The sequence below is a fragment of the Cupriavidus sp. GW821-FHT02F09 genome (genome assembly GCF_059421605.1).
Genome location: NZ_JBWKVH010000020.1, coordinates 21,706 through 34,837 on the forward strand (window position 1 = coordinate 21,706; position 13,132 = coordinate 34,837).

At 65.2% G+C, this 13,132-nt stretch carries 12 protein-coding genes; 8 read left to right on the plus strand and 4 right to left on the minus strand.

What is annotated here, in order from left to right; genetic code table 11:
* Positions 1–44: 44 nt before the first annotated feature.
* Together msrB and AC07XB_RS21725 are read right to left on the minus strand one after the other, a co-directional pair.
* Entirely contained in the window at positions 45–491 is a 447-nt protein-coding gene (gene msrB / locus AC07XB_RS21720; RefSeq protein ID WP_492374560.1) for a peptide-methionine (R)-S-oxide reductase MsrB, read from the minus strand.
* A gap of 137 nt (positions 492–628) precedes the next feature.
* Positions 629–2,269, minus strand: a complete 1,641-nt coding sequence (locus tag AC07XB_RS21725) for a protein adenylyltransferase SelO (protein WP_477133974.1) — start codon at positions 2,267–2,269, stop codon at positions 629–631.
* A gap of 316 nt (positions 2,270–2,585) precedes the next feature.
* On the opposite strand from AC07XB_RS21725, the gene AC07XB_RS21730 reads away from it, so the two are divergent.
* From AC07XB_RS21730 to AC07XB_RS21755, 6 genes are all read left to right on the plus strand, one after another.
* Positions 2,586–4,211 carry a 3-(methylthio)propionyl-CoA ligase gene (locus AC07XB_RS21730; protein ID WP_492374561.1) on the plus strand — a complete coding sequence of 542 codons (1,626 nt, stop codon included), beginning with the start codon at positions 2,586–2,588 and terminating at the stop codon, positions 4,209–4,211.
* Between the two features lie 148 nt (positions 4,212–4,359).
* Positions 4,360–5,598 (plus strand): branched-chain amino acid ABC transporter substrate-binding protein, encoded by a 1,239-nt coding sequence (locus AC07XB_RS21735; RefSeq protein WP_492374562.1) that lies wholly within the window; start codon positions 4,360–4,362, stop codon positions 5,596–5,598.
* Between the two features lie 181 nt (positions 5,599–5,779).
* Positions 5,780–6,727, plus strand: a complete 948-nt coding sequence (locus AC07XB_RS21740; RefSeq protein ID WP_150990296.1) for a branched-chain amino acid ABC transporter permease — start codon at positions 5,780–5,782, stop codon at positions 6,725–6,727.
* 10 nt (positions 6,728–6,737) lie between these two features.
* Positions 6,738–8,051: a branched-chain amino acid ABC transporter permease gene (locus AC07XB_RS21745; RefSeq protein ID WP_043351905.1), complete on the plus strand. Its 1,314-nt coding sequence runs from the start codon at positions 6,738–6,740 to the stop codon at positions 8,049–8,051.
* Positions 8,048–8,821: an ABC transporter ATP-binding protein gene (locus AC07XB_RS21750; protein ID WP_043346660.1), complete on the plus strand. Its 774-nt coding sequence runs from the start codon at positions 8,048–8,050 to the stop codon at positions 8,819–8,821. The genes AC07XB_RS21745 and AC07XB_RS21750 overlap by 4 nt, the downstream gene beginning before the upstream one ends.
* Entirely contained in the window at positions 8,821–9,534 is a 714-nt protein-coding gene (locus AC07XB_RS21755) for an ABC transporter ATP-binding protein (RefSeq protein WP_043346656.1), read from the plus strand. Before AC07XB_RS21750 ends, AC07XB_RS21755 begins: the two co-directional genes overlap by 1 nt.
* 74 nt (positions 9,535–9,608) lie before the next feature.
* Here AC07XB_RS21755 and AC07XB_RS21760 read toward each other — a convergent pair whose 3' ends face one another.
* Entirely contained in the window at positions 9,609–10,982 is a 1,374-nt protein-coding gene (locus AC07XB_RS21760; protein ID WP_492374563.1) for an esterase-like activity of phytase family protein, read from the minus strand.
* A gap of 176 nt (positions 10,983–11,158) precedes the next feature.
* Positions 11,159–11,293 (minus strand): hypothetical protein, encoded by a 135-nt coding sequence (locus AC07XB_RS21765; RefSeq protein WP_492374564.1) that lies wholly within the window; start codon positions 11,291–11,293, stop codon positions 11,159–11,161.
* 51 nt (positions 11,294–11,344) lie between these two features.
* On the opposite strand from AC07XB_RS21765, the gene AC07XB_RS21770 reads away from it, so the two are divergent.
* Both AC07XB_RS21770 and prfH read left to right on the plus strand, forming a co-directional pair.
* Positions 11,345–12,496, plus strand: coding sequence for an RNA ligase RtcB family protein (locus AC07XB_RS21770; protein WP_492374565.1), 1,152 nt, complete (start codon positions 11,345–11,347; stop codon positions 12,494–12,496).
* Positions 12,493–13,107, plus strand: coding sequence for a peptide chain release factor H (gene prfH / locus AC07XB_RS21775; RefSeq protein WP_492829908.1), 615 nt, complete (start codon positions 12,493–12,495; stop codon positions 13,105–13,107). The genes AC07XB_RS21770 and prfH overlap by 4 nt, the downstream gene beginning before the upstream one ends.
* The last annotated feature ends 25 nt before the right edge of the window (positions 13,108–13,132 follow it).

Below are 13,132 nucleotides of genomic sequence, written 5' to 3' on the forward strand. Positions count from 1 at the left end.
CGAAGGCTTGGTTGGCGGCGAACCGCCGCGCGGGCGGTTCGGGCTTAGCGCGGCGTGTCGGGCGATGTCGGCGCGGCGTCACCCGCGTTGAGGTCGGCAGGGTCGCGCTGGTCGAATTTTAGCGCAGCCGAGTTGATGCAGTAGCGCAAACCGGTGGGCGCGGGGCCATCTTCGAAAACGTGGCCAAGGTGGCTGCCGCATTCCTTGCAGCGAACCTCCACCCGGACCATGCCGTGCGTGTGGTCGGTGTGCTCGTCGATCACCTCGCCGTTGATCGGGCGGAAGTAGCTCGGCCAGCCGCAACCGGCGTCGAACTTGGTGCTGGCTTCGAACAGCGGTGTGCCGCAGCCGACACAACGGTAGGTGCCGCGCTCCCAGTGATCCCAGTAGCGGCCGGTGAAGGGCCGCTCGGTGGCGGCTTCGCGGGCAACGCGGTACTCGATGTCGGAGAGTTGCTCGCGCCACTCGGCTTCGGTTTTTTGCGTGGTCATAATCGGCTTTCCTTTCTCGTTGGCCGGGAGACTTGGCCGGCGCACAGCTTGTTGCGCAGCCCGCTTTTCGTCACCCGAGGCCAGTTGGTCGTTTCTTGCCTGTCAAACCTTACGGTGCTTGCAGTGGTGCCGCGCCTTCACGACGAACAGCTCACTTCCAGCCCGGCTGCCCAGTCCGGCGGCAGCGCGGCGTAGCCCTCGGCCTCCGGCTGCTCGTCGAACGGGCGCGACAGCACGGCCAGCAGGCGATCCACCTCGCTGAAATCGTTCTCGCGCGCGCGCTGGATGGCGGTTTCTGCCAAGTGGTTGCGCAGCACGTACTTCGGGTTGACCGCCAGCATGGCCACAGCGCGCACGGCGTCAACGGAGTTCTCGGCACGCAGGCGGGCGCGGTAGGCCTCGGCCCAGGCATCCCACGCCGCGCGGTCCAGGAACAGGTCACGCACCGGGGCATCCTGGCTGCCATCGGCGCAGGAGATGCGGGCGAGGTTGCGCCAAAACAAGGTGTAGTCCACACGCTGGGCGTGCATCAGCTGGAACAGGTCAGTCAGCAGCGGCTCGTCGTCGGCATCGGGGCCGCCCGTCGGGCGCAGGCCAAGCTTGTCCCGGTATTGCTGGAAGAAGGCTGCGGCATAGCGTTCGCGGAACGGATCCAGCGCGGCGCGCGCGGCTTCTACCGCGGCGTCGGTGGCCGCTTTGCTGGTTTCGGCGTCGGCCTTGCCATCGCCCTCTCGCCACAGCGGCATCAGTGCCTGGGCCAGGCAGTGCAGGTTCCAGAACGCAACCTGCGGCTGCTGGCTGTAGGCATAGCGGCCTTGCGAATCGGAATGGTTGCAGATGTGGTTGGCGTCGAACGCATCGAGGAAGCCAAAGGGGCCGTAGTCGATGGTCAGTCCGAGGATCGACATATTGTCGGTGTTCATCACGCCATGGCAGAAGCCCACGGCCTGCCACCTGGCCATCAGGTCGGCGGTGCGCAGGGAGACTTCACGCAGCAGGGCCTGGTAGGGCTGCTTGTCGTCGCGGCACTCGGGCATGAAGCGGTCGATCACGAAATCCGCCAGCTGGCGCAGCGAGCCGAGGTCCTCGCGGGCCGCGAAATGCTCGAAATGGCCAAAGCGGATAAAGGACGGCGCCAGGCGCGTCACCACGGAGGCGGTCTCGATGGTCTCGCGGCGCACCGGGGCGTCCGATCCGATGATGCACATGGCGCGCGTGGTGGGCACGCCCAGCGCCTGCATCGCCTCGGAGCACAGGTATTCCCGGATCGAGGAGCGCAGCACGGCGCGGCCATCGGCCATGCGCGAGTAGGGCGTCATGCCGGCGCCCTTGAGCTGGATTTCCCAGGGGCCGGAGGCGGTGCGCGCCTCGGCCAGGCGTATCGCCCGGCCGTCGCCCAACTGCCCCGCCCAGACCCCGAACTGATGGCCGGAGTACACGCTGGCGAGGGGATCTGCCCACTCGGGCACGTGATTTCCTGCAAAAGTTTCGATGAAGCTACGCTGCGTTGCGGCATCCGCATCCCAGCCCAGCAACCCGGCTGCGGAGGCCGACACGCTGACCAGCCTGGGGGAGGGTAGCGGCGTCGGCGCGAGCCGTGTAAAGAAGCGCGGGCCGAGTTCCGCAAAGCCAGGCACGGCAGTGAACGGCGGCCGCGGCTCGGCAGCATTCAATGGGGCGGGGCCGGCGGGGTCTGGCAAGGCTTGGGGGGCGTCGGTTGGCTCGGGAGAGTTCACTGGGGCATCACTATGGGTGGCTGGGCGGTGCAGCGCCGGCATGTCGGATTTCGCGCAAGTGCGCTTGCAGGCTAGGGAAAACGACATGTTGAGGTGCAACATGGCAGGCGTTATTGTACTTCCACGCCGTCATTCGCATCTCTGACCGTCGTTGTCACCACAATGTTTCCGGATATCCCTTGAATCCCGCCCCTGGCGCACCGCCATGGTGCCGGGGTGCAGCCCGCCGGCCTCCCGGATATGGCGCTGCACAACGGATTCCCGTTGACGTTTCATCAATGGATGGCAACAATCGGCCAAAAAATAGAACGGTTGTTCGTTTTTTTGACGGATTTCGAAAATTACAGGAGACTATTCCATGGCATTGATGGGTCAAATGATGAGCGAACCCCTGCTCATTTCCTCCATCATCAAGCACGCCGCACGCCACTATGGCGGCACGGAAATCGTCTCGCGACGGACCGAAGGCGATCTGCACCGTTATACCTACCGCGATTGCGAGCTGCGCTCGCGCAAGCTGGCCCAGGCCATCGCCGCGCTGGGCGTGCAGTCGGGCGACCGTGTTGGCACGCTGGCCTGGAATGGCTATCGTCACCTGGAGATCTACTACGGCGTATCGGGCTCGGGAGCGGTATGCCATACCGTCAACCCGCGCCTGTTCCCAGAGCAGGTCGCCTACATCATCAACCATGCCGAAGACCAGTACGTGTTCTTCGACGCCACCTTCCTGCCACTGGTCGAAGGCGTGGCGGCGCATTGCCCGGGCGTGAAGGGCTGGGTGATGATGAGCGACCGCTCGCACATGCCGGCGCAAGCCAAGGTGCCGCTGCTGTGCTACGAGGACCTGATCGACGCGCAGGACGGCAACTACACGTGGCCGCAGTTCGATGAGAACACGGCCTCCAGCCTGTGCTACACCTCCGGCACCACCGGCAACCCCAAGGGCGCGCTGTATTCGCATCGCTCCACCGTGCTGCACTCCTACGCATCGGCGCTGCCGGACGCGCTGGGCTGCTCGGCGCGTGACGTGATCCTGCCCGTGGTGCCGATGTTCCACGTCAACGCCTGGGGTCTGCCGTATTCGGTGCCGCTGGTGGGCGCCAAGCTGGTGCTGCCGGGCGCCAAGCTGGACGGTGCTTCGGTCTACGAGCTGTTCGAGAAGGAGAAGGTGACCTTCTCGGCCGGCGTGCCCACGGTATGGCTGGGCCTGCTGCAGCATGTGCAGGCCAACAATCTCAAGTTCTCCACCTTCAATCGCACCGTGATCGGCGGCTCGGCGGCGCCGCCCGCCATGATCCGCGCGCTCAAGGCGCTCGGCGTGGAGACCATTCACGCCTGGGGCATGACGGAGATGTCCCCGCTGGGCACGTCCTGCAAGCTGCTGGCGCGCCACAATGACCTGCCGGAAGACGAACAGCAGAAGATCCAGGAAAAGCAGGGCCGCGTGATCTACGGCGTGGACATGAAGATCGTCGACGGCGACGGCAACGAGCTGCCCTGGGATGGCAAGGCGTTCGGCGACCTGCACGTGCGCGGCCCCTGGGTGATCGAGCACTACTACCGCAACGACGCGTCGCCGCTGGTGGATGGCTGGTTCCCCACGGGCGACGTGGCCACCATCGACCCCGACGGCTACATGCAGATCACCGACCGCAGCAAGGACGTGATCAAGTCCGGCGGCGAGTGGATCTCCTCGATCGATATCGAGAACGTGGCGGCCGCCCACCCGGCGGTGCATATGGCGGCCTGCATTTCCTGCTATCACCCCAAGTGGGACGAGCGCCCGCTGCTGGTGGTGATGAAGAAGGCCGGCGCCGAGGTGACGCGCGAGGAATTGCTGACGTACTTCGAAGGCAAGGTCGCCAAATGGTGGATCCCCGACGACGTTGCCTTTGTCACCGAGATTCCGCTCACCGCTACCGGCAAGATGCAGAAACTCAAGCTGCGCGAGCAGTTCAAGGACTACCGCCTGCCGGCGGCCTGACCCCAAGGCGGCCATAGAGCCGCCAATGCTTGCCGGGCGTTGATGCCGGCGATTGCAGGACAGGTTTGCGGCGCGCGCGGTCTTGGGAGAGAGCGCCGCCGCGAATCGGGATCAACCACAGCCAACAATAAAACCGAAGGAGACAAGCATGATCAGATTGCGTCCGCTCGTGGCAGCTACGGCCATTTTCGCGGCAATGGGTTCCGGGGTTGCGGCTGCCGATACGGTGAAGATCGCCTTTATCGACCCGCTGTCCGGCCTGATGGCGCCGGTGGGGCAGAACCAGCTAAAGAGCTGGCAGTTTGTCGCGGACATCGCCAACCAGAAGAACTGGGGGGGCGGGAACAAGTTTGAAGTGGTTGGCTTTGACAACAAGCTCTCGCCACAGGAAAGCCTGACCATCCTCAAGCAGGCGGTGGACCAGGGCATCCGCTATATCGTGCAGGGCAACGGCTCCTCCGTGGGCCTGGCGCTGGAAGACGCGGTGGCCAAGCACAACGAGCGTAATCCGGGCAAGGAGATCGTCTACCTGAACTACGCCGCGGTGGATCCGGACATGACCAACGGCAAGTGCAACTACTGGCACTTCCGCCTGGACGCCAATTCCGACATGAAGATGGAGGCGCTGACCACTTACCTGGCCAAGGATCCCAGCGTCAAGAAGGTCTACCTGATCAATCAGAACTACTCCTTCGGCCACCAGGTGGCGCGCGCCGCCAAGGAATACCTGAAGCGCAAGCGTCCGGACATCCAGATCGTCGGCGAAGACCTGCACCCGCTGGCGCAGGTCAAGGACTTTGCCCCTTATGCGGCCAAGATCAAGGCCTCCGGGGCCGACACGGTGATCACCGGTAACTGGGGCAGCGACCTCGCGCTGCTGATCAAGGCCGGCAAGGACGCGGGCCTGAGCACCAACTACTACACCTACTACGCCGCCACCACCGGCGTGCCGACCGCCATGGGTCCGTCGGAAGCCGGGCACGTCAAGTACGTCGGCTACTACAACCCCAACAACAAGGGCTTCAAGGGCGCGGACGTCATCGAAGGCTTCAAGAAGAAGTACAACGATGACTTCTACGTGATGGCCGCATACACCGGCATCGCCATGCTGGGCAAGGCGTTCACGGACGTCAAGTCGACGGATCCGGTCAAGGTGGCCAAGGCGCTCGAAGGCCTCAAGGCCGAAAGCCTGAATGGCACGGTGGAGATGCGCGGCTCGGATCACCAGGCCCAGCAATCGCTGGTGGTGGCTACCTGGACCAAGGTTGACGGCAAGGAGGTCAAGTTCGACCAGGAAAACACCGGCTTTGGCTGGAAGACCGATGCGCTGATGGATCAGTACGTGGCAGCGCAGCCGACTTCCTGCCAGATGAAGCGCCCGGGCTAAGCTCGCGCGCGGCGGATGGCGCGGCCAGTTCCGGCGCGCCACCCGATCCTGCATACTTCGGTCGACCCGGCGCGACGCATGCCGCTTTCGGGTGGGCGGCGCTCACCCGCGCGCGCCCGTTCTCCGACCGGCCGATCGGTGGCCGCCAACTGGCCACGTGCGTCAGAATGAAGGATAAGTTGTGGAATTCTTCGTCATTTCCCTATTGAACGGCGTCAGCTACGGGCTGTTGCTGTTCATGCTCTCTTCCGGGCTTACGCTGATCTTCAGCATGATGGGCGTGCTGAACTTCGCGCACGCCAGCTTCTACATGCTGGGCGCGTACTTCGCCTACACCATTGCCAGCAAGATCGGCTTCTGGCCCGCGCTGATCTTCGCGCCGCTGCTGGTGGCCGGCGCTGGCGCGCTGGTGGAGCGCTTCGGGCTGCGCACCGTGCACAAATACGGGCACGTGGCGGAGCTGCTGTTCACCTTCGGCCTGGCTTACCTGATCGAGGAAGGCGTGAAGCTGGTATGGGGCCTTGCCGCCGTACCCTACCGCATCCCGGCAGAGCTGGACGGGCCGCTGTTTACCGTATTCACCTCCTCGTTCCCCAAGTACCGCGCCTTCATGATGGTGGTGTCGCTGGCCATGCTGGTGGCGATCTACCTGGTGCTCACCCGCACCCGCATCGGGCTGGTGATCCAGGCCGCGCTGACGCATCCGGAAATGGTCGAGGCGCTTGGCCATAATGTGCCGCGCGTGTTCATGATGGTGTTCGGTGGTGGCGCTGCGCTGGCGGGGCTGGCCGGCGTGATCGGCGGCAATGCCTTTATCACCGAGCCGTCGATGGCGGCGGCGGTGGGGTCGATCATCTTCGTGGTGGCGGTGGTGGGCGGCATGGGGTCTTTAGTGGGGGCGTTCATTGCCTCGCTGCTGATCGGCGTACTGCAGACCTTTGCCGTCACGCTTGACGCCTCGCTGGCTGGCCTGCTGGGCTCGATCGGCCTGCAGGTTACCGACAGCACGCCGCTGTCCTCGCTATGGAAGCTCACGGTGGCGCAGGTTGCCCCGGTACTGCCGTATCTGTTGCTGGTGGTGATGCTGATCTTCCGCCCGCGTGGTTTGATGGGCACCAGGGAGGGTTGATAGCATGAGCATGGAGACGACAATGCAACAACGCCGCGAGACGGTTGTGACCGGCAGCACCATGCGCTACCGCCCGATGAACCTGGCACGCTGGGCGATCTGGGGCCTGACCGCGGCCCTGATGCTGGTGATGCCGCTGTTCTTCACCGGCGGGTTCGCCATCACGCTGATGTCCCAGATGGGCATCATGATTATTTTCGCGCTGTCCTACAACATGCTGCTCGGGCAGACCGGCATGCTGTCGTTTGGCCATGCGGTGTACGCGGGCCTGGGCGCCTTCATCGCCATCCACGTGCTCAATATGGTGGGGGCGGGCAAGGTATGGCTGCCGGTGTCGCTGCTGCCGGTGGTGGGCGGCCTGGCCGGCGCCTTCTTCGGCGTGCTGTTCGGCTATGTCACCACCAAGAAGTCCGGCACCACCTTCGCGATGATCACCATGGGCATCGGGGAAATGGTATTTGCCAGCTCGCTGATGTTCCCGGATTTCTTCGGCGGCGAGGGCGGCATCTCCACCAACCGCATGGTGGGAGACCCCGTGTTCGGCATCACCTACGGACCCGGGCGCCAGGTGTACTACCTGATCGCGGTGTGGTGCCTGTTGTCGATGGTGGCCATGTACGCCTGGACCCAGACGCCGCTCGGCCGCATTGCCAACGCGGTGCGTGACAACCCGGAACGGGTGGAATTCATCGGCTACAACACGCAGCGCGTGCGTTACCTGGTGCTGATCCTGTCGGCGTTCTTCGCCGGCATCTCGGGGGCGCTGTCGGCCATCAACTTCGAGATCGTGTCGGCCGAGAACGTCAGTGCGGTGCGCTCCGGCGGGGTGCTGCTGGCAGCCTTCATTGGCGGCGCGGGCGTGTTCTTCGGGCCGGTGATCGGCGCGGTGGTGTTCATCCTGTTCGCGGTGGCGCTGTCGGACCTGACCAAGGCCTGGCTGCTGTACCTTGGCCTGTTTTTCGTGCTGATGGTCATGTTCGTGCCGGGCGGCATCGCCAGCTTGCTGATGATGCAGGTGCCGCTGCTCGCGCGCGGCAAGCTGCGCGCCATGTTGCCCGACTACGGCCGCGCCGCGGCTGCCGGGCTGGTGCTGCTCGCCGCGGTGATCCTCACCGTGGAGCTGGTCTACAAGGTGCAGGTGGACAGCGCCAACGGGACGGAGATGTCGCTGTTGCGCATCGGCTTCGACGCCGCGACGGTGAAGCCGTGGCTGGTGGCCGCAGCGTTGTGGGTGGCCGGCCTGCTGGCTTGCCGCGCCGCGCGCGCGCGGGTGCGCGCCACGTGGGACAAGGTACAGGCCGAAATGGCGGGAGGCACGGCATGAGCGCCGCACTGGAACTGAACGACGTACGCAAGAAATTCGGCCAGACCGAGATCATCCGGGGCGTCAACCTGAGCATCCCCAAGGGGGAGCGGCATGCGCTGATCGGCCCCAACGGCGCCGGTAAATCGACCACCTTCAACCTGATCTCGGGGCGCTTCGCGCCAAGCTCGGGCACGGTCAGGCTGAATGGGCAGGAGATCGGCGGGCTGCAGCCATTCGTGATCAACCGCATGGGACTGTCGCGCAGCTTCCAGATCACCAATATCTTTCACCGCTTGTCGGTGTTCGAAAACCTGCGCTGCGCGGTGCTCTGGTCATTGGGCTACAAGTATTCGTTCTGGCATCGCCTGTCCGAGCTGCGCGACGCGCGCGAGCGGGCGGACGAAGTGCTGGAGCTGATCGGGCTGCAGCACCGCCATAGCACCCAGGCCAGCCTGCTGACCTATGCGGAACAGCGCGCGCTGGAGATCGGCATCACCATCGCCGGCGGCGCCGAGGTGATCCTGCTGGACGAGCCCACGGCCGGCATGAGCCGCTCGGAGTCCGACCATGCGGTGGAACTGATCCGCCGCGTCACCGTGGGCAAGACCCTGGTGATGGTGGAGCACGACATGAGCGTGGTGTTCGGGCTGGCCGACCGGATCTCGGTGCTGGTCTACGGCGAGGTCATCGCCACCGACACGCCCGAGGCCATCCGCGCCAACCGCAAGGTCAAGGAAGCCTACCTGGGCACGACCCTGGACGAACCTGCTACTGAGGGAGCGCACTGATGGGCAAGCGCATGCTGGACGTGCAGGGCCTGCACGCCTACTACGGCAAAAGCCATATCCTCCACGGCGTCGACGCGCATATCGACGAAGGCGAGATCGTCGCGCTGCTGGGCCGCAACGGGGTGGGGCGCTCGACCATGGCCAAGGCCATCCTCGGCATGGTCAAGGCGGAGGGCTCGGTGCGCTTTCGCGACGAAGAGATCCTCGGGCGGCGCACCTTCGAGATCGCCCACCTGGGCGTGGGCTACGTGCCGGAGAACCGCGATATCTTTCCCACGCTCACGGTGCGCCAGAACCTGCAGCTCGGGGAGAAGCGCAATCCGCGCCAGTCCAAGCCTCGCTGGACGGTGCAGGACATGTACAACATGTTCCCGCGCCTGAAGGAGCGCGAGAATACGTCAGCCGGCGTGCTCTCCGGCGGCGAGCAGCAGATGCTCACGCTGTGCCGCACCCTGATGGGCGACCCCGACCTGGTGCTGATCGACGAGCCTACCGAAGGGCTGGCCCCGATGATCGTCGCGCTGGTGGGCGATTACCTGAAGGTCTTGAAGGAGCGTGGCGTGTCGGTGCTGCTGATCGAGCAGAAGCTGGCTATCGCGCTGGATATCTCGCAGCGGGTCTATGTGATGGGGCACGGGCACATTGTGTTCGAGGGCACGCCTGGGGACCTGAAGGCCAATGCCGCCATTCGCAAGGAATGGCTGGAAGTGTAGGCCGGATGGGTGTCCTCGTTAGCCCGGGACACCCATCCACGCCGGCTCGTGCGCCGGCACTGCCCTGAGGCCAATTACTTCGCCCTCAGGAACTCACCGACCTCAAGCAGCACCAGTTCATTGTCGTCGGCCTTGTTAGGCTCGCGGCTGCTGGAGAAGGGCAGGTTGTTGTCGTTGCCGACCACGATATGGGTCGGGTCGACCACATCCACGTTCTCGATGGTGAAGAACGGGAACTTGAGCACGCCTTCATTGAGCGGCTTGCGGGCCAGCTTGTCGGGGTCGGCGATATTGAGCAGGTCGATGTAGCCGATCTTGCGCACCGGGCCGCCCGCGTTGGCGTCGCTCAGTTCGATCTTGTAGATGCGCTTGAACTTGGCGATATCCGAGAAGCAGTCGTTGCGCTTCTGGCCTTCGGGGCAGGCTTTGTCGGCCGTGCCTTCGCCGTTATCGCGCTCGATGATGAGGCCGGTGCTGGCGTCGATCATGTTGAAGTCGCCGATGGCGTTGCCATTGGCTTCCAGCGGGTACTTCCATGAGCGGCCCGTCCACTTGCCGGCCTGGGTGTCGAACTCCAGCACCCGCAGGGCTTCCTTGCCGCCGATACGCTCAAAATCCTTGGTTTCGGCGCTCCACACGGGGCCTTCCAGCAGCGCGTAGAGCTTGCTGCCGTCCGGTGATGAGGCCATGCCTTCGAAGCCCTTGGAGCGCTTGACCTGGAAGTCCACCGCGCCGCCCGGCACGCCCGGCGTGGTCACGGCGGGATGGTCCGGCGAGCGGACGACCTTGCCGTCGACCAGCGTGTCGTACACGGCCAGCACCTTGCCTTGCAGGTCGGCCTTGATCAGGAAGGGCCCGAACTCGTCGCCGATCCACAGCGCGCCGCCGGCGAACTGGAAGCTTTCCGTGTCGAAGTCCGAACCGGTCAGGTAGCGTTGCCTGGTGCCTTCGTGGACGACGCGGAAGGGCACCTTCTTGTCCGGATCGTGCAGGAACACAGTGCCCAGGCGATGGAGCTTGCCGCTCTTGAAGTCCACCTTGTAGTGATTCAGGTAGAGCATGAAGTCCGGCGAGTTGGCCTTGCTGCCGGCGCCGTTGTCGGTCAGCACCCAGAAGCTGCCGTCCGCCATGTGCTTGATGCCGGAATGGCCTTGCAGCGGCTGGCCCTTGAAGGGCAGCGAGACGCCCGTCGGCCGGTTGTTCGACTGGCCTTCCACCGCACCGATCTTTTCCACGCGCGCGCCGGTGGTGAACTTGCCGCTCTCCTGCAGGTCCTGCGGCGCGTCCTTGGGCGCGGCGATATAGCTCTGCGCGGGCAGGATGGCGTGGCCGGCGAGGGTGGCGGGGTAAGCGGCAGGGGCTGTGGCCTGGGCCGCGGCGGGCAAAGCCCAGGCCGCAGCGGTGACGGCGATAACGGCAATGACGGTCGCGGACGGGAGGATGCGCATGTAGGAGAAAAGTGGTGTCGAAAGACCGCTACGATGCATGGGCCACGTGACGGTGGCGTGATGAAGGCGTGACGCTCGCGTGACAGATAAGTGTCTCGGTCTGACAACAGCCGCGCGCGCTGATCTGATCGTCAACATTGCCAGATCACGCCATTGCGCATTACGATCGTTTCCCTTCATTCATCAATCGCACTGCAAAGGAGAGCACACCATGAAAACGTCGACGCATCCTTGCAGGCCGCGCCAGGTTTAATCGTTCCGCCGCGCAAGCGCATTGCCAAATTGGCATCGCGTTGCGCGGTGAGTTGCATTGCCCGGCTCCGGCCTGCCACATCAGATTCTTTCTCTTATCTGGATGGTATATGGGCAATGGCATCAAGCATCTGTCCGAACGCGTATCGCTGATCGCGTCGGACCACACCTGGATCGAAGGCGACGCGATCCAACAACTTCACCACACCGCTAGTCTCGCCGGCATGGAGCGAGTCGCCGGCATGCCTGACTTGCATCCTGGCCGGGGCTATCCGGTGGGCGCGGCCTTTTTCTCCAGCGGCCGGCTTTATCCTGCGCTGGTCGGCAATGACATCGGCTGCGGCATGGCGCTGTGGCGCACGGAGCTGGACGCGACCAGGATCGGCGCGGACCAGCTGGAGAAGCGGCTCGGCAATATCGATGGGCCGCTCGACGCGTCATGGGCCGAGGCCGTGGCGCAGGTCGTGGCCAGCCAGTCGCTGCAAGGCGTGGGGCACGAGCACGCGCTGGGCACGATCGGCGGGGGCAATCACTTTGCCGAAGTGCAGCAGATCGACGAGATTCTCGACGAAGCCGCGGTGGCGGCGCTCGGGCTGGAACGCCGCCGGCTGGTGCTGCTGGTGCACAGCGGCTCGCGCGGGCTCGGCCAGGCAATCCTGCAAGCTCAGATCGAGCGCTTCGGCCACAGTGGCTTGAGCGGCGGCAGCCAGGATGGCGCCGACTATCTGGCCAGGCATGCGCAGGCGATGCGTTTCGCGCAAGGCAACCGCGAGCTGGTCGCGCGCCGCATGCTGGACCGGCTGCGGGGCGGCGGCGAGCGGGTGCTCGACGTCGACCACAACTTCCTGGCCGCGGCCACGATCGACGGCATTGCCGGCTGGCTGCACCGCAAGGGCGCCACGCCGGCCGATGCCGGCCCGGTGGTGATCCCGGGCTCGCGGGGAGATTACAGCTACCTGGTCGAGCCGGTCGCCGATGCGCGCAGCTTGTTGTCGCTGGCGCACGGCGCGGGCCGCAAATGGATGCGCGGCGAGTGCAAGAGCCGCTTGTCGGGGCGCTTTACCGTCGAGCAACTAAGCCGGACGCGCTTTGACAGCCGCGTGATCTGCCGCGACCGGCAACTGATCTACGAGGAGGCGCCGCAAGCCTACAAGCCCATCGAGAGCGTGGTGGCGGCGCTTTGCGACGCGGGCCTGGCAAGGCCGCTGGCGCGCCTGCGCCCCGTGCTCACATACAAGACCAGCGGGGAGTGCTGCCGATGATCCTGCTACAACTTTCCGCGGCGCAAGGGCCATCCGAATGCTGCCTGGCAGTCAGCCGGGCGCTCCGGCGCCTGCTGCACGAGGCGACGCTTTGCGGCGTGCAGATCGAGATCATCGACGAGGAGGGTGGCGAGCGCGCGGGCACCCTGCGCTCGGTGCTGGTGAGCCTGGATGGCGAGCCGGCGCCGGACTTGGCGCGCCAGTGGGAGGGCACAGTGCAATGGACTTGCCAGAGCCCTTACCGGCCCCGGCATGCGCGCAAGAACTGGTTTATCGGCGTGGCGCGTTGCGCTGCGCCGTCGCCAGCCCTGGCGGGCGAGATCCGCTTTGAGACCTGCCGGGCCTCCGGGCCAGGCGGGCAGCACGTGAACCGTACCGAGTCGGCTGTGCGCGCCATCCATGTGGCGACCGGCATCAGCGTCAGGGTGCAGTCCGAGCGCAGCCAGCATGCCAACAAGCGCATTGCCACGTTGCTGATTGCGCACAAGCTGGCGCAGCAGGCGGACCAGAGCACGCTCGCCCAACGCGCCCAGCGGCGCTTGCTGCACCATCAGGTGGAGCGCGGCGCCCCGGTGCGGGTATTCAAGGGGGAGCGCTTCGAGCCGGCCTGAGGCAAGGACATGACGCGGCGCCTGC